This window comes from Shewanella sp., assembly GCF_041630135.1.
Classification (GTDB): domain Bacteria; phylum Pseudomonadota; class Gammaproteobacteria; order Enterobacterales; family Shewanellaceae; genus Shewanella.
Genome location: NZ_JBFKLW010000014.1, coordinates 1 through 19,162 on the forward strand (window position 1 = coordinate 1; position 19,162 = coordinate 19,162).

The following is a 19,162-nucleotide window of genomic DNA, read 5'->3' on the forward strand; positions in this document are numbered from 1 at the left end:
AGTGAAAAATACCGTCATCTGCTCAAAGGGATAGAGCTTGCTGATTCGGTAACCATTGACGCGCACAAACAAATGTACGTGCCCATGGGCGCTGGTATGGTGCTGTTTAAAGACCCGACCCTCGCGTCTGCCATTGAACATCACGCCGAATACATTCTGCGTCAGGGTTCCAAAGATTTGGGCAGTCAGACGCTGGAAGGCTCCCGCCCCGGCATGGCCATGCTGGTGCATGCCTGCCTGCAGATAATTGGCCGCGAAGGGTACGAAATTTTGATTAATGGCTCTCTGGAAAAAGCCCGTTGCTTTGCAAGGTTAATCCAAGAGCAAACCGATTTTGAACTCATCAGTGAGCCAGAGCTTTGCCTGCTCACCTACCGCCATGTACCTGAATTTGCCCGTGAAGCGCTCAATAAAGCCTTAGCCAAAGGCGACAGCGCCAAGCTTGAAAAGATTAACAGCGAGCTTGATGCCCTCACCCGCGCCATCCAAAAGACCCAGCGCGAGCAGGGCCGCTCCTTTGTCTCCCGCACCCGTATCGCCCCGAAAATCTACGGCACCGACAAGCGTACCGTGTTCAGGGTAGTGCTGGCAAACCCGCTGACCACAGAGCAAATCCTCAAAGAGGTACTGACAGAGCAACGTGCCATCGCCGCCAATGAAACCGAACTGCTCCGTAATTTAAAGGCCGCTTGTCAGTAGTCTAAGGCCAAACCAAGGCTATACCTGCCCGCCATCCGTGCGGGCTTTTTCATATTCACGGCTCGCTTCGTCCATACGGGCGATAAAGTCCTCCAGCTCCTTGCCGGGGCTGCGGGCAAAACGCTGGTCTTCTTCAATGAGCGCCAGAATGCGGTCGGCGCGAAAACTGCGAAAATCATCCCTGAGTTCACACCATCCCAGTAAGGTCCAGGTACCACGCCAGAAGTAAATCGCCAGTGGCCGCAGGCGTCGCTCGGTCACCGCATCCTTGGCATCCTTGTAATTAATCCGGCAATAGCGCCGCTCTCTGGCGGCAATCCGCAGCGGATCCAGAAACTGAAATTCGGCCTCATCCAGATAAAAGTCCGGCGAGAACATCAGCGACTGCATCTCTCTTAGCCGCTCCGGCAGCACGGCTTCCACCTTGATAAGCGCCTGGGCCGCGGCCTGCCCAAGGGCTTTGCCGCCCCAGGTTTGCACCATGCGGATCCCCACCTGAATAGCTTCCAGCTCGGCCTCGGTAAACATCAGCGGCGGCACGCTCACTTCCTGACGCAGCAGGTAGCCAACACCGGCCTCCCCTTCGATGGGGATCCCCGACAGGCACAGATCCTGAATATCGCGGTAGATGGTGCGGGATGACACCTGCAGCCGTTCGGCCAGCTGCGCCGCCGTGGTCAGGCGTCGGTGGCGAAGGATTTGAACGATTTGGAACAGTCTGTCTGCGCGGCGCATAGGGTTTCCATGCAAAGGCCGGTGCATCAATGCGCCCGGCCTTTGTTATCTGGTTATAAATCAGTTTGTCAGCATCACAGCGCCGGGCTCCACAGCCCGACAGTGTTGCCTTCACTGTCGACAAACAGCGCTATGTAGCCGCACTCACCGCCCTTGATCCCCATGGGTGGCATAGCAATTTTCACCTGGTTTTGCTCCAGTTTGCCCACCAAAGGCCCGAGGTTATCGGCCAGATGCAGGTACAGGCAGGCGCCGCCGTTGCCGGGTTTGAACTCAGGGTGCTTCATCAGGCCGATGGTGGCGGCCTTTTCATCGCTGCATTCGAGGATGGCGTATTCCACTTCATCCATGTCTTCGCGGCGGAAACTCACGCCAAACTGTGCTTGATAAAAAGCGATGGCGCGGGCCATGTCACTGACAGCGATTTCGCCCCACACCAGAGGTTGAGTTGCTTGCATATCCTTATCTCCTTATTGAATTAAGCTTTTCTATCAATGTGTTGAAGTAGGTATTACTTCTTGCTTCATCGATGTATTCAGCTTAATCCCCCCCTGCTGACAACATGGTGTCAGCAGGGTTTGTCAGGAGTAAAAATAATGCACTCAGCGTGGCAGGCTGGCCTGATGGCCATCCACCAACGCACTCATCAACCCATCGCCGGCAGTCTGGGCGTCTGCCATGGCCATTTGAGCCGTCATCGGCATCACCAGCTCGTAATAACACTTGATTTTGGGCTCGGTGCCAGATGGGCGCACAATCACCCGGGCTGTGGTGCCGGGCGCTGAGCCAGACTCGCCCAGATGATAAATCAGCACGTCACTGGATGGCAGTGAGATGGACTCGCTGCGGCCATCGGCAAAGCGGTGGCTGAGGGTTTTAAAATCCTCCACAGACAGCACCTGTCGCCCATCGATGCTTGCAGGCGGCGTTTGACGCAGCGCAGCGCCTATATCCGGGGTATCGGCTCCAAGGGCAATGCTCACCTGACGGTTCACATACAGCCCGTGGCGGCGATACAGCGCCTCCAGCGCATCCCACACGCTTTTGCCCTGGGCCTTAAGCTCGGCGGCAAGCCGGGCAAAACACAGCTGGGCTGTGATGCCGTCTTTATCCCAGACAAGGTCGCCCACTGTATAACCCAGGGCCTCTTCATAGGCGAACAGAAACGGCTTTTGCGGACTGGCCAGCTGCTGGGCGGTATTCATCAGCCACTTGAAGCCGGTGAGCGTGGTGTAGCTTTCGGCCTTGTGGTGGCGGGCAATGGCGTGCAGCAGCGCCGATGAGACTATGGTGTTCCCCACCAGCGGCACAGTTGCGGCCTGCCAGCGGCCAAGCAGATAGTCCACAAACAGGGCGCCAACCTGATCGCCGGTCAACATCCGATAACTGCCATCGGCTTTGCGGGCCGCCACGGCAAAGCGGTCGGCATCCGGGTCGTTGGCGCAGGCAAGTTCGGCATCGCGGGCGGCCGCTTCGGCCATCACCATGTCCATGGCACCTGGCTCTTCCGGATTGGGGAAGTTTACTGTGGGAAAGTCGCCATCGGGCTCACGCTGGGTCGCCACGCTGAACACCTTGCCAAAGCCCGCATCTTTAAGCACCCGCTCTGCCATGGGTGCCCCCACGCCATGCATGGCGGTATAGGCCAGCGAAAGTTGGCTGCTGGCGGACGTTGCAGCAGTAGAGGCAGCCGTCAGCAGCGGCGAGTGCAGCACGGCGCGGCGATAGTGCTCGAAAAAATCATCCTGCAGGAACGACAGCAGGCCCTTTTTCACCGCATCTGATTCACCGAGCCAGGGCAAGTCGCTGCCCGACGCCATCTCGATGCGCTCAGCAATGCCGCTGTCATGGGGCGGAATAATTTGTGCGCCGTTTTCCCAGTACACCTTATAGCCATTGTATTTGGGCGGATTGTGACTGGCTGTCACCACAATGCCGGCGGCAGCTTCAAAGTGCTTTACCCCAAAAGCCACCAGCGGCGTAGGCGCCACGTGGCTTGTGAGGCGCACCTTGAATCCCAGTCCACAGAGCACGCTGGCGGCATCGTGGGCAAAGGTTTTGGAGTCGTGACGGCCATCGAAGCCAATCACCACGCCGCGACGTTTGGCGTCTTTGACCTGAGCGCTGAGATACTCACCCAGGCCCGCGCTGGTTTCCCGCACCAGCAGCCGGTTCATGCCCATGGGGCCGGGACCCACGATGCCGCGAATACCGGCGGTACCGAAAGCGAGTCTGCCGGAAAAAGCCTGACTCAGCGCGGCTTCATCACCTGCATCGAGCAGGCGCTCAAGTTCGCTGCGACAGACCGGATCAGGGTCGCGGCTAATCCAGTGTTTTACTCTAAGTGCAAGCTGGGTATCCATATACTCTCCAATTCGGCAGTCATCCGCTGCCACTCCTTTCCCCCACCATAGGCGAGCACATCCGGCCACTCAAGCAAATTTGCATTTCCACTCATGGCTCAGGCAATAAAAAAAGCGGCCCGTCAGAACGGGCCGCCGCGGTTCAATATCTATCAGGCCTTACAGCTTGAAGATGTTGTCCTTGCTGTCACGGTCAACCAGCTTCACAAATGGGTCAACCCCAACGAAGGTCGGCTTCTTGTCCAGTTCAAACGACAGCTGGTTCTCACCGCTCTTGAGCGGATGCTTCTCCAGCAGCAGTACATCGTTTTCATCGGTCAGGGTGTCGGGGTCGGCCGCAAAGAGGCCAATATCGACCCGCTCGCTGATCTCTACCTGCAGCTCTTTACCCTCGTTGTTGGCGGTCAGTTTTCCGGCATGAATGGTCAAATCCACCCGTACCTTGCCACTGTCCAGTTCGGTGAGCTGTACATCCTCAAGACGCAGGTCGTAGAGGGTGATGTCGTTGAAAGAGCTGTCCACAAAGGCCTGCTGCTCATCGCTGAGATCCTGTTTGAGGTAGCTCACCAGATCCAAAGTGGTCGGGAACGGATCGGTGCGATAACGGAAGCGCTCGGCAAAGGATGCAAGGTTGGCATTAAGCTGCTCTTCACCCACCACATCCTTGATGGCCATCATGATGACAGCCCCTTTCTGGTAGTGGATATACTGCTGGTTTTCACTGCGAAGCAAAGGCATTTCACCGATGCGCTCGCTGCTTCGGCCGCGCAGGTAGCGGTCCAGCTCATAACGCAGGAACTTACGCAGCATATGGCTGCCGTATTTTTTCTCCATCACCATCAATGCAGCATACTGCGACAGTGATTCGGAAATCACCGCACTGCCCTGCACATCGGCAGCCCCCACCTGATGGCCCCACCACTGGTGCGCCACCTCATGGGCGGTCACATAGTAGACAGGATCAATCTTATCTGGGTCACGCAGGTCAGTGATAAAACCGATGCGCTCCGAGTAAGGCACGGTATTGGCAAAACTCTGGGCAAAGCTTCTGTAGCCCGGGTATTCCATAATTCGCATCTGACGATGCTGATACGGACCAAAGGCCGCACTGAAGTAATCGATGGAATCACGTACCGACTCAATCATGCGGTCGACGTTCCAGGGATGCGCCGGATGGTAGTACACCTCGATATTGATGCCCTTGTACTCTTCCTTTTTCACCGCATAACGGCCAGAGACAATGGAGAAGAAATTCACCATCGGGCTGTCCATTTGGTAGTGGAAGTAGTTACGGCCGTTTTCCTGCCAGGACTTGGTGAGGTAACCCGGCACCAGCGCGGTCTGATCGGCCGACGTCGACACCGTCGCCTCAAAGTCGATGAAGGTGCCCTGAGGCCCGAAGAAGTTCTGGTTGTAAAATCGCTCATCTTCCAGTTTGTTGGCGCGATCTTTTGGCGCCAACCCACGCTTCTGGCGCTCGTGGCGGTCCGAAAGCTCGGCTTCATTCTGATAGCCAAACACCGGCAGCAAACTGAAGTTATTGATGAAGGTGCCGTTTTCCACCACTTCCCAGTCGTGATTATTTTCGGCAATGCCGTTGGTATCACGCACAAGTGTGATAGTACCGCTCACCTCGGCGCCAGGGGCGATAGGAGCCGCAAAGGTCAGCCAGCCCACAGGCAGCTTGCTGTCCAGTTCGCCAAAGCTGGCACCCGGAATGTCAAACTTCACGGTTGCCGGGTCGGTGTGCTCAGGCAGGCTCACCAACATGCGGGAAATGCTCTCGCTGGCACGGTTTTGCCAGCGCATCTCCACCTTGGCCTCGATACGTCTGTCCTCGGGGAAGATATCAAACGCACCTTTTACCGCCACAGGCGACAGCTCAGGCAGGCTGTTGTACTGCTTGAAGCGTTTCTCATAATCGGCGAGGTTATCGAGATACTCTTCTGCGGTCACATAACTGTTCACCATGGTGGTCTGGTAAAAAAGATAGCCTCCCATCACCACAAATACCGACAGCGCCAAACCTGCCACGGCGCGGCCGCCAAAGCCAAGTTGATAGCCAAGCTGCGCCATGCGGGTTTTTAACCCTACCTCAGGTCCACGGCGGTAAAGCCCGTAGGAGAGCAGGAACAGGAGCACGCTGAAGGCGCCCCAGTACACCATGTACAGGCCATGGGTCAGCAAACCCCAGCCGTAGCCGTTCATGTCGGAGTACGGAATGATGGGCGACGCGCCAAAGTTATTCAGACTGTGGCCAAAACCCCAGGCCGAAAGGGTGATGCTGATAAGGTAGTAACCGACAAACAGCCCCATACCGGCGTACTTGTTCGGCGCCAGCACCTGCAGGAAAAACGCCAGCACCGCCGACATCATCAACGGCAGCAGTACCTTAAAGCCGAGGCTGATGGCGTACTGGGCAAGTTCCAGGTTTGTCTGGCCCTTGATAAGCTGAAACGCCAGCGTTGTCAGCATGGAGAAGCTGTACAAGAGCACCAGCACCAGCATCAGAGCCACAAACTTGGAGCCCAGAAACACCAGGTTGGAGGCTGGGGTGGCGTCGATGATGTCGCCCATACCGCTGGCGCGCTCGCGCCAGACAATCTCGCCACTGTAAAACACCAGCACGATAATCATCAGCAAGCTGGTGGCGCCGACTATCATCTCAACCATGTCCTGAGTCAGCGGCCAGTTGCTGGTGCCGTACCAGTCAAGGTCGCCCATAAACATCGGGCCAACCAGGTTAATAAGGCTAAGCACACCGAGAATGTAAAACGGCGCGGTAAAGAGCACCTGACGCACTTCAAAACCGACTTTGACCCAAAACTGACTCCAGCTGCTGACATCCGGGCGGCGAACCAGGCTTGCCATTGGCGCCATCAGCGGCATGGCATGGACCTTGGCCTTTTTGGCTTCGCGCTTGCGGGTGAGCATTGGCTGACGATGCAGGCCGCACAGCGTCAGAATCGCGAGCGACACCCCAAACCACAGGGCGCGGTTTAGCAGCATCAGGCCTTCCAGCCCCATGCTGATGGTGTTTTTCTCATCTATGGTCCAGTAACGGGCCACCTGCGCGGCGCTGCGAAGCCCGAAGGGATCGAGCAGCGCGGCCATTTCGCGGTACTGCGGCTGGCTCGCGATTTGACCGGCAAAGCTGTACAGCACCATCATGGTCACGGCGGTGAGATACAGCGCCATCATGGAGCGGAATCGCTGCGCTATTGCGTAAAACAGCACAGACAAAAACAGCAAGGTCGGCGCAGCCAGCAGAAGATAGGGCTTAAGGTAGTGCCAAAGCGACACAGGCCCGAAACGGCTGGCATCGACCCAAGGCATAAAGGAGCCGAGCAAATGGCCAAGCGGCACCAGCGCAAACAGTGTCAGTACCACCAAAAAGCTGCCCAAAAAGCGCCCTAACTGATACTGCAGCGGCGACAGCGGCTTAACGTAAATCAGCTCTTCCATCTGGGATTGCTGATTGCGTATCGCCGTGCTGCCGACAAAGTTCACCACCGCAAACATGGCAATCAACCCCATGGTCAGCAGGGTTTGCACAATGGCATAGGGGCTGTTTTTAAACACTTCCCCGCCGGCGCCAATCTGAATATTGTCCGAGGCGGTCACAAAAAAACACGCCAGAAACAGCATCAGCCCCACCACGTAAAACGACGGCTGGCGCAGGTAATATCGCCACTCAAAGGCGAGTGTATGCAAAAACATAAACACGCTCCTTAAGCTGCAGACTTGCGATGGCTGTGGAGGGTCGAGAAATACAGCTCTTCCAGCCCGGCATCGGTGCCACTGAAGCCTTCAGGGCAGGTATCCGACAACACATTCAGTACGGTACGTCCGGCAAACAAGCGCTTGGATATAACAGGTAGCCTGGCCTCAAGCTCTGCCGCCTCCTGAACAGAAACCGTACATTGCCAAATCTTGCCTTCCAGATCGTTGACCAAATCCTGCGGATTACCTTCAAGCAGAATACTGCCAGACGCCAGCACCGCCATCCGCGGACACAGCTCAGCCACGTCTTCCACGATATGGGTGGACAGAATAACCACCCGCTCTTCACCGAGACTCACAAGCAAGTTATGGAAACGATTACGCTCCTCAGGATCCAAACCCGCTGTGGGCTCATCCACTATCAGCAATTGAGGGTCGCCAAGCAGCGCCTGTGCGATACCAAAACGCTGACGCATACCGCCCGAATATCCACTGACAGCTTTGGTTCGGTGCTGATACAGATTGGTGTGAGCCAGCAGACCATCGACAATTTCCTTGCGCTCTTTGGCATTATTAATCCCTTTGAGCACCGCCAGATGATCCAGCAAGTCCACAGCACTGACCCGGGGATACACATTAAAGTCCTGAGGCAGGTATCCCAATTGTGTTCTAAGACGCATAGGGTCGACCATCACATCGATACCATCGAAGTGGATACTGCCGGAATCGGCCGGCTGCAAGGTGGCAATGGTGCGCATTAGACTGGATTTACCTGCTCCGTTGGGGCCAAGTAAACCGAACATTCCTCTTGGGATGTCCAGATTGACATTATTGAGGGCTTTAACCCCGTTATCGTAGGTTTTGTTGAGGTTCTTAATACTGAGCATGGGTCCTTTCCGCTTTCAATTGCTAAATCCGCATCGAAAACATACCAGAACAATATTTAACGTCACCTTAATAATTGTAATAAAAATTCAAACATTTACAGTATGACGTTTAGAGTAAAAACTTATTTTCCTGCTGTTTTTGGCTAATTATTTTTGCCATCGCAGCAAAAAGCTTTTGCTGATGGTTCTATATCCTCCGGGGCGTTGCCAGACGTATGATTAGCGGTTTGAAATTCTCTGACTCAGAGCCGGGACATCATGTTTATGCCGATTACGAAATCCGTTACCGCGTTAGCCAATGCCGGCAGATACAGTCGTGTGCACTTTGCGCTACTGTGCGCAGCCTTGCTTGTTGTTGCTTGTCAGCAGACACCTTCTTCTCAGGAAGGGCAAGATGATAAGAATGAGCACAGCGCTCCCGCTCATTCAGCCACTCAAGCTGTAACCAGTACCACGCAGCCACCACAGAATGATGACAGCGAACCAAACCAGCATTCAGTTACAGTGGAATATACCAATCTGTGGCAGAAGATAGCTGAGAATCGAAATATCACAATTCCACCACATTCCGAAGTCGCCTTCTTTCGCGAGCAATTTGCTGCAAGGGCGCTGTTTCCGACCAATGCAACCACCGCAGCAAAACCATGGATGTATCATATTGTCAGTGAACTTGAAGAGCGTGAAATGCCTCTTGAGTTGGCACTGCTACCCCTCATAGAAAGCGGGTTTCAACCCGGCATTAAAGGTGTGGGGGTCGCGGGTATGTGGCAATTGTCAAAATCGACAGCTCTGGGACAAAGGATTAGAGTCAGTCACGAATACGACGGTCGCCTCGATCCCATTCCGGCAACCCGTGCCGCCTTGGATTATTTGCTGTATCTGTACGAAATGTTCAATAACGACTGGCTATCCGCTGTCGCTGCCTACAATATGGGCGAAGGAAAGCTCAAAAGTGCCATTGAACGCAACCGCCGCCAGGGCAAGCCGGAGGATTTCCTCTCCCTTGGCTTAAACAAAAATCAGGCACCGAGCCTGTACAAGTGGCTTGCAGTCATCGAGATTGTGCGAGATCCAGCCATTCTGGAACCTAACTTTCCTGCTATCCCCAATCAAGCAGTATTGGCTCGTGATGGTATTCCCAATGGCGTCAGTCTGAGCAGCGTCGCCGAGGCAATTGCTATGCCCAAGGCCGAGCTGCAGGCTCTGAATCCGGCATTTAAAACCCGGGTCGTACCATCGAGTGGCAAATACATGATAAACCTGCCACTTGAGCAAGCTGCTGCTTTCGAGCTTGCCAGAACCAAGCTGAAATCAGCACCAATCGCAAGCTCAGACACTTACCAGGTGAAATCCGGCGATACCTTAAGTGGTATTGCCAAACGCCAGGGAGTCAAATTAACCAGCCTGATGCAGGTTAATGGACTGAATAACAAAAGTATTATTCGTCCGGGTCAACAGCTGAAACTGCCAAAAGACTAACCATCCGACCGGCAAAAAATCCCCATAAGCAAAAAGCCCCGCAATCCAGCGGGGCTTTTCTATTTAAACGACTGACACTCAGCGCTGGCTATCCTGCAGCGACAGTTTAAGCCGCTGCAACCCTTCATCGAGGGAAATCAGCGGACGATAGCCAAGCAAGGTTTTGGCGGCATCGATGCGATAGTAATGGCTGCAGGAGAGCTGACGCGCCACAAAGCGGGTGATAACCGGCTCTTCCTCTTTGCCCAGCATGCCATAAACACCTTCAAGCAGCGCGCCCACGGCGTAGGCGAGCCCCACGGGGACACGGGGCAGACGTTGGTGCTGATTGTCACAGGCGAGAATGCGGCCCAGCATGTCGGCCATGGTCACCGGCTCATCGTTACTCAAAAACAAGGCTTTGCCGCCACAGGGACTATCGTCCTTCAGCAGCGAAATGGCCGCCAACACATGGGCGTGGGCGGCATTGTCCACATAGATGGTATCCACCAGCTTGTCTTCGCGGCCCACCAGCTTAAGCCGCCCTGCCCGGCCGCGGGTAATGACCCGAGGCACCAGATGAGGGTCTTCCGGCCCCCAAATCAAGTGCGGCCGCAGCGCCACCGTGCGTAAATCCCGGCAGTGTGCCGACAGCATCATGGCCTCGGCTTCCGCTTTGGAAGCACCATAATGATTTAAAAAGCGGGCGGCATAAGGCGCCGACTCATCGATACCCGACTCATCTTCGCCGGCAAAGGTCACGCTGGGGGTGCTGGTGTAGATAATGCCCTTTACGCCCTGCTGCCTTGCGGCCTCAATCACGTTGGCGGCACCTGTGACATTGGGGCCATAGTAGCTTTCGCGGCTGCCCCAAACGCCCGCTTTGGAGGCGACATGGAACACCAGCTCGCAGCCCTGCATGGCCGCTTCAAGCGAGGCGATATCAGTTATATCGCCCCTGTGCATGGTCACGCCCAGCTGCTTAAGCGCCGGATAATCCGAGCGGGCAATGCCCACCACCTCAATCCCTGCCGACAGCAATTGACGGCAGACCGCCTTGCCAAGAAAACCACCGGCGCCGGTCACCAACACTCTGGAAACCCGAGTGCTTAACGTCTCGGCGGCCTTGATTTGTTCTGGATGCAGTGGAAATTCCCGGGTCATTTCAGACCGCCGGATAATTGTTTTTCGGCCCAAATCGCCAGCTTTTCACGGAAAATCTTGGCGTTATGGCGCACATCCATGGGGAAAGATTCATGGATAAGGAAGAAGTCGATACCACGGGTGATGTCATTGGCCTCGGCCATTTCCCTGAGCTCGCGATACAGGGTACTGGCGTTGTTGCAGGCGAGGCTCTTATCGAGCTCGATGCACACCAGCGGCAGCTTGTCACCGAGGCGATGCACCCCGACCAGCGCCGAGCGCGCCACCAGCGGATGGTTATTGAAAATCCGCTCACAGGGGATAGAGAAATAGCGTTTGCTGAAGGCGCCGCCCTCGGTAGCATCCACCCGGTGGGCCTTGCGGCCGCACATCCACAGCCGGCCTTCGTCATCGAGATAACCGAGATCGCCCATGCGATGGCGAATGCAGTCACCATCGGCGATTTTGGCAGCCTCAGTCGCTTCATCTCTGTGGTAGTAAGCCCGGCTTACCATGGCGCCTTTGACAACAATCTCACCAATTTCGTAGGCTTGTAAAAGTGGAGCCTGTGACCAATCGGCGATGGGAGCTTCATCAATGGCAATAATATCGATTGCCACGCCACTCACCGGCTTGCCGACAAGAATGCCGCCACCTTTGGCTGTCACCTCGCCACTTAAGAGCAGCTCATCGCTGGCGACAAAACACAGCGGCAGCCCCTCGGTTGCACCGTAAGAATTGAGTACGGGCGCGCCTTCTGGCAATAAACGGCTGAAGCGGCTTATGGCATCGATAGAGGCTGGCGCCCCGGCAGAAATCACCCGCTTAACGCCGGTCAGCTGCCTTTGATTGTCCACACCGAAACGGCCAAGCTTATCCAGCAGCGCCGGATTGAGAAACAGGTTGGTACAGCCATAATCGGCAATGGCTTTAAACAAGTATTCGGGATTGGCCTTGATAGGACGGCTCGCGTCCATACAGGGCACAATGGAGGCCATACCAAGCGCGGGACCAAACAGAGCAAACAGCGGAAAAGTCGACAGGTCACGCTCGCCGGGGCTGATACCGTAGTCCTGCTGAAGCGCGGTTATCTGCGCCTCAAACATACGGTGGCTGTATTCCACGCCCTTGGGCACGCCGGTGCTGCCGCTGGTAAAGAGGATGGCGCACAGCGCATCTTCGTCCAGCATCACCATCGGGAATGCCCCTTTACCCTTGCCCTGCTGTTCAAGCTGAGCCAGAGTCGGGCCGCCCCAGATTTTCAAGCCACGGCCCACGGTTATCAGGGTCTTCAGCGTGCGCTTTCCCCAGCCAAACAGCATCCGCGCCACATGGGCCTTAGGGATGCCGATAAAGGCATCGGGCCCGGCCTCATCGAAGCACTGACCGAGGTTTTTAATGCCCATGCCCGGGTCGACCATCACAGGGATGATCCCGGCCTTGAACAGTGCAAAGGTAAGCGCAAAGAAATCGAGCCCCGGCGTCACCATCAGCACGGCTTTGTCACCGGCCTTGAGTCCGGCGCTCAGCAGTCCGTGGGCAATGGCATCGCTGCGACGGTTCAGCTCACCGAGACTGAGCTCATCGTAGCAAAGCTCACCTATGCCTCTGGGTGGCTTACCAAATCTGTGCCTTTGCACCGCAACGGCCAACCCTTCTGGGCGCTCGGTCGCGGCGTTCAGCAAGTGACGGCACAGATTGGCACTCATGATGCCAGCGCCTCGCGGGCGGATGAGCGGTCAATAAACTGCTGAATATGGCCAATGACTTCATCGGCTGCATCTTCGAGAATGTAATGGCCACAGTCGGCAAAGGCGTGCACCTGGGCTTTGGGCAGCTTTTGCTGCCATACCTCAAGGAAGTGTTTATCAAACACAAAATCCTCAAGGCCCCAGCAAATCAGGGTCGGTACCTCGGTGAAACTGTCGAGACTGGCTTCAATCCTGCTGACCTCAGCGTAGGCTTTATCGCCTGGTTGCAGCGGAATGTCCTGCACAAAACGCAGGGTGGAAATACGGTTGGCCCAACTGTTGAAAGGTGATACGTAGGCTTTTCTCAGCGGCGCCGACATAGGGTTTCGCTTGCAGCCAATCACAGAGGCGAGCCCTGCAAAGGCGTTAAAGCCCCGCACCAGCACAGTGCCCAACCAGGTATTACGGCAAATTTTAAGCCGCAGTGGCAGAGGCTTGCTGGTTGGCAGATGAAACGCAGCGGTATTTAATATCACCAATCTTTCAATGGCCTGCGGATATTTGGATGCCCAGCCCATGCCAATCATCCCGCCCCAGTCGTGTACCACCAGGGTCACTTTCTCGTTCACCCCTAGGTGAGCCAGCAGCGCCTCCAAATCGGCAATACGGCTGGTGAGGGTGTAATCGTATTGGCTGTCATCGGGCTTATCCGACAATCCGCAGCCCACGTTATCCATGGCAATACAGCGGTACTCGCCCTTGAGCGCGCTTATCAGATTGCGGTAGTACAAGGTCCAACTGGGGTTGCCATGAACCATGACTACAGTGCCCTTTGGCGCGGCAGGGGCTTCATCCACATAGTGAATATTCTGGCCCTTGTGGCGAAAATACTGCCGCTTGAACGGCAGCAGGGTGTCCAGCATTAATTCGTTACTCATTACCAGCGCAGCCCCAACATCATGCAGTTAAGGCCTGAGCCTATGCCAAGAAAACTCACCTGATCCCCGGGGCGCAAAAAGCCCTGATCGTGGGCCATGGCCGCCGATACCGGTAGCGAAACCGTGCCCATATTGCCAAGTTCGGCAAAGGTAGGAAATTCTTTTTCTTCAGGAATTTGCAGTGCAGAAAGCACCTGTTTGCGGTTGGCGGCGCCCACCTGGTGGCAGATGACTTTATCGACCTGGCTTGCCAGCCATTCGCGCTGCCCGAGGAAGTGCTGCCAGGTTTGCTTGGCAAGCTCTACCCCTTCTTTAAGCAGGGTTACGGCATCGGTGCGCATAAACTCGCGATAGATGCGATGTCCGGCTTCCTGTAATCCCCACTGACACAACTGATGATGCTCAGGGGCAGCCAGTTGACTGGCGCCCAGCAGTTGATGGTTGCGCTCGGTGGCCAGCTTGAAACTGCCATCGGTTAGCAGCACTGCCACGGCGCCTGAACCGCCGGTGAGCGTGGCCAGTGACTGTGCAAAATTCTGCATGGTTGGCTCGGCCAGCATACGGTCGATGGTCACATCGACGATGTCACGGGCCGATTCACAGGACACCACCAATCCGGCTCGGATTTGGCCAAGCTCGATGCGGTTGGCAATGTCGAGAATGCCCGACAGCACCCCAAGACAGGCATTGGAAATATCGTAAATTGCGCTGTCGCGACCCACGCCAAGTGCGGCTGCAATGCGGCAGGCCGTGGCCGGTTCGTGCTGATCGCGGCACACACCTGTATAGACCACAGCGCCCAAATCACTGGCACTGAGGCCGGTTTCTGTGAGGGCCTTTTGGGCTGCGCTGATAGCGCCGTCAGACAACCTGTGACCCAGCGGCCACCAGCGACGCTCGCGAATACCGGTCAGGGCAGCCAGCTGTCCCACAGGAATACGAAACTTTTGATACAGGGGAGCGAGACGCTGCTCAAGTTCAGAGCTCGATACGACAACAGGGGCCAGTTCGTAGGCCATGCTGTTGATAAATACTCGGGAATATTTCATTCAGTTCTAATTATCTGGGATGCAAAGCTCACGGCCGCTCGCCACTTCGGCCTGACAATAATCAGCCATTATCCAGAGAAATGCAGGTCAAGCCAACCAAAATACTCAACTAATGCCCTTGGACAGCTGCTCATCCGACCCCTTTGCTGCAAAACCGTAAGCTACCAAAGCGGCTATTCAAACAGCGCAGCCTGAACCGAGCCTGAGAATTTGTGCCCTTGGATAAAAATTCAAATAAAGCTCACTGAAAATCCGTTATCGGCGTCCTTCAATCAGCGCATTACGGGGGGTAACCTGGGGTGCGCAGAAAGCGCTGAGATTGACCCGATAACCCGCTTCCAGCAAGAAAGCAGCCCGATCGAGCAGTAAAAACTGCTCAATCAAGGGTCTGAACAAGTGGGCAGCCAAGTCCAGCCTGCGCGTCAGCCACTGGCGCTTGCGCCCTTCGGCCAGCCAATGACTGGCATTAAACGCCTCCGGCAGGGTCAGCCCGCGATAATCTGCCGCCCAGCGGCAAAAGTCCTCAAACTCGCCAGACAGCTGACTTTGGCGAATGGTGGGCAGCGGCAGGTACTCATCGCAAGCCCGAAGAAGGCGCTGCAGACTGTCAAAACCAAGGCGCCAGCTCACTTCCTTAAGTCGGTCGGCATTGGCTTTCTCCCCAGCTACCAAAGCATGGTTAAGCGGCAGTTGCAGCGCACTTCTGGACAACCTAAGCCCCGTGCTCCTGGCCGAATCACTCACACAGCCATAGTCACCGCTGGCAAAGAGGTGATAGCAGCAGGGAGAAATACTGATGGCCCGGGTGCCCGCAGCCACCGCATTTCGCAGCAGCGTTAAATGCAGTTCACCGCAGGCGTGCAGCGCCAGTGCATGTTGGTTGGTGTCAAACACATGGGCTGTATCCCCAAAAGCATCGGCGCACACGAAACGCTGCTTTACCGCGCGCTTGTCGGCCTCCAGCGTGCCCGCCTCACAAAGGGACTGCTGCAGCTCAAGACTGACTACCGGCATTTGGGTCACAGCGCCCATCAGTCGCCCAAGGTGCCCCTTACCGGCGCACCACTCAAGCACAGGCAAGGCGGAGCTACTCGCCGCCGTAATTGCCACAAAGCGGCTGATTTGCTCCCATTTGCGCCCTTTTATGCCAGCGGAAAACCGGCTCAGACGTTGGCTTGGCAGCAATGATTGCACCTGATATGGCGCTTCGTCTTTGAGGCTGTCCAGGGGGTTATCCGGCAGCGTCCAGTCAAACAACGTCCTTGACCAGGGCGCTGCGCCAGTAGCGATAACATCGGATTCGAGTGCAGGCAAAAGTGCGGCGACAAGGGCTTGCTGATCTTTATCGAGCGCATCAATGGCATCATCGTCGATGGCATTAAGCGCCCGCGCAAGACTTGGAAACCCCTGCTGCCAGGGAAAGTCTGCATAGTCAAAACTGCGGATATCCCAAATGCTTCGTCCTGCATCCAGGGTGCTGGCCAGTGACTGCAACCTTGCAACTGTATCAGCCAGATGCAGCTCGATTTGCGGTGAGTTTACGGCTTGGCGCGATGGCGATACTTGAGACATTGAGGCTTCCTGATAAAAACGGCCTTCAGCAAACTGAAGGACTTTCATTATACGCCCGCGCCGCAACTAAGCCCAAGCGCTACCCAGGCACAGGTTCAGCAGAATTTGCGTGAGTTAATTGAATGGCAAATCTGCCTAAGCTCAGGTGTTGGGGTTCCAAGGGCTAAGATGCTAGACTCTGCCGTTCAATTTTAACTCTGCCGAGAAAAAAGCCCATGATCCAGTCCCCCTGCGTTGCCCGCTGTGGCCTGAACGATGAGGATTACTGCATGGGTTGCCTGCGCCATATCGATGAAATTGTCGGATGGTCTCAGGCGAGTGATGAGCGAAAGCTGGAGATCCTGGCCAGTCTGCCTGCCCGCAAAAAAGCCCTCGAGGGTGAAAATAGCCAGCCACTGAGCAGAGCCAAGTGGCTGGAATCTGAAGCCCGCTTGGGGCTTGATTAACATTCAGTCACAACGGCCGGTTTATTTCGCCTTCAGCGCCGCCTCAGCCAACACTCTGGTGTGCTCCAGTAGCTGTTTATCCCCCAGCGCACCATGGCCTGGCACCACAGTGTTCACCTCGGGGAACTTTGCTATTACCCGCGACATGGACTCAGGCCAGGCTGGCAGCGAGCCATCGCCGTAAAATCCCATCGACTGAGTTGAGGCTTCCCGCACCAGACAGCCGCCAAACAGCAGTTTTTCATCGGGCAGATACACCACCAGATTATCGTTCGCATGACCCGCCCCCGGGTAAAACACCTCAACCTTGTCGCCGAAGTACTGTGTCTCGTCGCCACTGAAAGTCTGGGTCGCCAGGGTCTTTTGATGTTGCTGCAACATCGCCTGAGTCGCCTCAGAGCTCAGGGTTGCAATACCTGCTTTCTCATACACGCCAAAACTGCCGGCTCTGTCCTCATGCCAATGGGTCGCGAGCACGCCTTTAATGATTAACCCCTGCGCGTTAGCCCACTCCAGCATGGCCTCGGCGTCGGCATCGCTCCATGGCGTATCCACCACAAAGGCCTCTTTGCCATCCACCAAAATAAGGCCATTGGCCGACATCTTGCCCCAACCCTCAATCATTTTCTCACTCTGGTGCAGGTAGAGGCTTTCAGACAATGGGGTGATTTCAAGCGCTGTAGTGCTGGCCGCAAAAAAGGCCAAGGGAGAAACAAGCACAGCAATAGCGCCAACAGCCGAGCGAAAAGACATAGATGGCTCCTTCGGACACAAAAAAAAAGAAACAAAAAAATAAAAGCGCCAGCATAATACTGGCGCTTGTTAATAACACTGAATCAATAGCTTGACCAGGTCAACTATCCTGCGCCACTGTATTGTGACTGTGGTGGGTTTCAGTCAGACGACGCATCAGTGGCAATACAGCCAGGGCTATCAAGGTACAGCCCAAAGCGGCAAAACCCAGTTTATTAAACAGGTTGGTGTAAATTGGCAGGGTCTCCAGCGGATCGGTAATGCCCTGAGGCACACTGGCAAAGTTGGCCACCACACCGCCCAGATACTGGGAAATGCCCGAGGCCACAAAATACGCCCCCATCATAAAGCCGCCCATGCGCTCGGGCACATAACGGGCAATCATTGCCAGCCCCAAACCACTCACCAAAAGCTCGCCCAGCGAATAAGCGCCATAACCCCAAATCATTACCCAGCTTGACGTTTTACCGTTCAGCGCATACTCACCGGCAATCCCATAAATGAAGAAGCCTGCCGCCACCACCGCAAAGCCAAGGGCAAATTTGGCGGCAATGGAAATGTCCTTGTTATGCTTGCCACCCCAGGCATAAACCCAGGCAAGAACCGGGCTTAACACCATGATCCAGATAGGATTAAGCGCTTGAAACTGTGCAGGCGACCAGGTCCACAGATGGCTGCCTGCCACCACAAAATCCCAATCGACGTTACGCAGGGCAAACAGCGCCAGCGAGGTCGACATCTGCTGATAAAAGATAAAGAAAAACACCGTTTGCAGGGTTAGCACCAGCGCAGCAATCAGCCCCGCGCGCTCACTCTCTTCGCTAGTACGGATAAGATGCACAAAAATCCCCAGCACCACCACACCGGCTCCATACACAAACACCCGCGCCACGTCTTCAAATTCGAGGATAACTGCCGAGGCTACCACCGCCAGCAACGAGCAGCCCAGCACTGCCATCAGCTTGCGCTTATCCACCGGCAGCAGATCCGGCTCAGAGCCGTATTCATCCAGGGTATGGCGCATCACCATGTAGTTGGCAATCCCCACAATCAGCCCTACAAAACACACGGCAAAGGCTGCATGCCAACCAAAACCGTCGCCATAGGTGGCGTTAATGTAATCCTTAATCCAGGGCGTGAGCAGCATCGAGAAGGTGGAACCCACATTCACTGCCATGTAGTAAATGGTAAAGGCGCTGTCAATTTTGGAGTCGTCACCCTCATAAATCTTACGCACCAGATTTCCGGCGTTGGGCTTGAACAGGCCGTTACCGACCACGATAACCCCGAGGGCCGAGAACAGGAACCAGGTGTTGTCGGTAGGTACTGCCATCAGGGCATAACCCAGCGTCAGCACACCAGCGCCCAGCAGCATGGTACGCTTGGTGCCCAGCACCTTGTCACCTACCCAGCCACCAATGGCCGGTGCCACATAAATCAGTGCGGCGCAGGCACTCCACACCAGATTGGCACGCTCATCAGCAAAACCGAGTCGCTGCACCATAAAGTACACAATCAGCGCCTGCATACCGTAGAAGCCAAAACGCTCCCACAGCTCAATCAGCGACACTGTCATAAAAGAACGGGTCTTGGAGACCGCCAGATTCCCTGTTGTCATTGTATTAATTCCATCTTGATAGTGGTGATAAGCAAGCCTGAGTATATGGGGATGCCGCACACAAACCAATCAGATTTTGCAGACAAT

15 protein-coding genes are annotated in these 19,162 nt (G+C 55.5%); 3 read left to right on the top strand and 12 right to left on the bottom strand.

Features of this window, described 5'->3' with window-relative positions; all coding sequences use genetic code 11:
* The coding region (locus tag ABYK60_RS05615; protein ID WP_372870950.1) for a pyridoxal-dependent decarboxylase at window positions 1-699 on the top strand (699 nt) is incomplete at its 5' end.
* Window positions 700-717: 18 nt separating this feature from the next.
* On the opposite strand, the gene ABYK60_RS05620 is transcribed toward ABYK60_RS05615, so the two are convergent.
* From ABYK60_RS05620 to ABYK60_RS05640, 5 genes are all read right to left on the bottom strand, one after another.
* Window positions 718-1,434 (bottom strand): helix-turn-helix transcriptional regulator, encoded by a 717-nt coding sequence (locus ABYK60_RS05620; RefSeq protein ID WP_372870952.1) that lies wholly within the window; start codon window positions 1,432-1,434, stop codon window positions 718-720.
* Window positions 1,435-1,508: 74 nt separating this feature from the next.
* Entirely contained in the window at window positions 1,509-1,892 is a 384-nt protein-coding gene (locus ABYK60_RS05625) for a VOC family protein (RefSeq protein ID WP_126166317.1), read from the bottom strand.
* Window positions 1,893-2,036: 144 nt separating this feature from the next.
* A complete protein-coding gene (locus ABYK60_RS05630) occupies window positions 2,037-3,797 on the bottom strand; it encodes a phospho-sugar mutase (protein ID WP_372870954.1) in 1,761 nt (586 codons plus the stop codon).
* A gap of 159 nt (window positions 3,798-3,956) precedes the next feature.
* Window positions 3,957-7,517: an ABC transporter permease/M1 family aminopeptidase gene (locus tag ABYK60_RS05635; RefSeq protein ID WP_372870955.1), complete on the bottom strand. Its 3,561-nt coding sequence runs from the start codon at window positions 7,515-7,517 to the stop codon at window positions 3,957-3,959.
* 11 nt (window positions 7,518-7,528) lie between these two features.
* Entirely contained in the window at window positions 7,529-8,407 is an 879-nt protein-coding gene (locus tag ABYK60_RS05640) for an ABC transporter ATP-binding protein (protein WP_372870956.1), read from the bottom strand.
* A gap of 264 nt (window positions 8,408-8,671) precedes the next feature.
* Here ABYK60_RS05640 and ABYK60_RS05645 point away from each other — a divergent pair, with 264 nt between their 5' ends.
* Window positions 8,672-9,886 (top strand): transglycosylase SLT domain-containing protein, encoded by a 1,215-nt coding sequence (locus ABYK60_RS05645; protein ID WP_372870957.1) that lies wholly within the window; start codon window positions 8,672-8,674, stop codon window positions 9,884-9,886.
* 78 nt (window positions 9,887-9,964) lie between these two features.
* Here ABYK60_RS05645 and oleD read toward each other — a convergent pair whose 3' ends face one another.
* The 5 genes from oleD to ABYK60_RS05670 all read right to left on the bottom strand — a co-directional run bounded on the left by oleD (window position 9,965) and on the right by ABYK60_RS05670 (window position 16,258).
* Window positions 9,965-11,029: a 2-alkyl-3-oxoalkanoate reductase gene (gene oleD / locus ABYK60_RS05650; protein ID WP_372870958.1), complete on the bottom strand. Its 1,065-nt coding sequence runs from the start codon at window positions 11,027-11,029 to the stop codon at window positions 9,965-9,967.
* A complete protein-coding gene (gene oleC / locus ABYK60_RS05655) occupies window positions 11,026-12,717 on the bottom strand; it encodes an olefin beta-lactone synthetase (protein ID WP_372870959.1) in 1,692 nt (563 codons plus the stop codon). The genes oleD and oleC overlap by 4 nt, the downstream gene beginning before the upstream one ends.
* Entirely contained in the window at window positions 12,714-13,622 is a 909-nt protein-coding gene (locus ABYK60_RS05660; RefSeq protein WP_372871015.1) for an alpha/beta fold hydrolase, read from the bottom strand. Before ABYK60_RS05660 ends, oleC begins: the two co-directional genes overlap by 4 nt.
* A 14-nt stretch (window positions 13,623-13,636) precedes the next feature.
* Complete coding sequence (locus ABYK60_RS05665) at window positions 13,637-14,686, bottom strand: 3-oxoacyl-ACP synthase III (protein ID WP_372870960.1); 1,050 nt, start codon at window positions 14,684-14,686, stop codon at window positions 13,637-13,639.
* 255 nt (window positions 14,687-14,941) lie between these two features.
* Window positions 14,942-16,258, bottom strand: a complete 1,317-nt coding sequence (locus ABYK60_RS05670) for a methyltransferase (protein WP_372870962.1) — start codon at window positions 16,256-16,258, stop codon at window positions 14,942-14,944.
* A gap of 218 nt (window positions 16,259-16,476) precedes the next feature.
* On the opposite strand from ABYK60_RS05670, the gene ABYK60_RS05675 reads away from it, so the two are divergent.
* On the top strand, window positions 16,477-16,704 hold the full coding sequence (locus ABYK60_RS05675; protein WP_372871016.1) for a DUF1289 domain-containing protein: 228 nt from the start codon (window positions 16,477-16,479) through the stop codon (window positions 16,702-16,704).
* A 21-nt stretch (window positions 16,705-16,725) separates the two neighbouring features.
* Here the strand turns inward: ABYK60_RS05675 and bla are convergent, their stop codons facing one another.
* Window positions 16,726-17,457 carry a subclass B1 metallo-beta-lactamase gene (gene bla / locus ABYK60_RS05680; RefSeq protein WP_372870964.1) on the bottom strand — a complete coding sequence of 244 codons (732 nt, stop codon included), beginning with the start codon at window positions 17,455-17,457 and terminating at the stop codon, window positions 16,726-16,728.
* A 100-nt stretch (window positions 17,458-17,557) separates the two neighbouring features.
* Window positions 17,558-19,075 carry a peptide MFS transporter gene (locus ABYK60_RS05685; RefSeq protein WP_372870965.1) on the bottom strand — a complete coding sequence of 506 codons (1,518 nt, stop codon included), beginning with the start codon at window positions 19,073-19,075 and terminating at the stop codon, window positions 17,558-17,560.
* Between the last annotated feature and the right edge of the window lie 87 nt (window positions 19,076-19,162).

What these genes read in the sequence shown, in the direction of transcription:
- oleC (WP_372870959.1), bottom strand. Translation starts at nt 12,717, where the DNA reads ATGAGTGCCAATCTGTGCCGTCACTTGCTGAACGCCGCGACCGAGCGC.
- ABYK60_RS05685 (WP_372870965.1), bottom strand. Translation starts at nt 19,075, where the DNA reads ATGACAACAGGGAATCTGGCGGTCTCCAAGACCCGTTCTTTTATGACA.
- ABYK60_RS05660 (WP_372871015.1), bottom strand. Translation starts at nt 13,622, where the DNA reads ATGCTGGACACCCTGCTGCCGTTCAAGCGGCAGTATTTTCGCCACAAG.
- ABYK60_RS05665 (WP_372870960.1), bottom strand. Translation starts at nt 14,686, where the DNA reads ATGAAATATTCCCGAGTATTTATCAACAGCATGGCCTACGAACTGGCC.
- ABYK60_RS05630 (WP_372870954.1), bottom strand. Translation starts at nt 3,797, where the DNA reads ATGGATACCCAGCTTGCACTTAGAGTAAAACACTGGATTAGCCGCGAC.
- ABYK60_RS05635 (WP_372870955.1), bottom strand. Translation starts at nt 7,517, where the DNA reads ATGTTTTTGCATACACTCGCCTTTGAGTGGCGATATTACCTGCGCCAG.
- ABYK60_RS05645 (WP_372870957.1), top strand. Translation starts at nt 8,672, where the DNA reads ATGCCGATTACGAAATCCGTTACCGCGTTAGCCAATGCCGGCAGATAC.
- ABYK60_RS05625 (WP_126166317.1), bottom strand. Translation starts at nt 1,892, where the DNA reads ATGCAAGCAACTCAACCTCTGGTGTGGGGCGAAATCGCTGTCAGTGAC.
- ABYK60_RS05640 (WP_372870956.1), bottom strand. Translation starts at nt 8,407, where the DNA reads ATGCTCAGTATTAAGAACCTCAACAAAACCTACGATAACGGGGTTAAA.
- ABYK60_RS05620 (WP_372870952.1), bottom strand. Translation starts at nt 1,434, where the DNA reads ATGCGCCGCGCAGACAGACTGTTCCAAATCGTTCAAATCCTTCGCCAC.
- bla (WP_372870964.1), bottom strand. Translation starts at nt 17,457, where the DNA reads ATGTCTTTTCGCTCGGCTGTTGGCGCTATTGCTGTGCTTGTTTCTCCC.
- ABYK60_RS05670 (WP_372870962.1), bottom strand. Translation starts at nt 16,258, where the DNA reads ATGTCTCAAGTATCGCCATCGCGCCAAGCCGTAAACTCACCGCAAATC.
- oleD (WP_372870958.1), bottom strand. Translation starts at nt 11,029, where the DNA reads ATGACCCGGGAATTTCCACTGCATCCAGAACAAATCAAGGCCGCCGAG.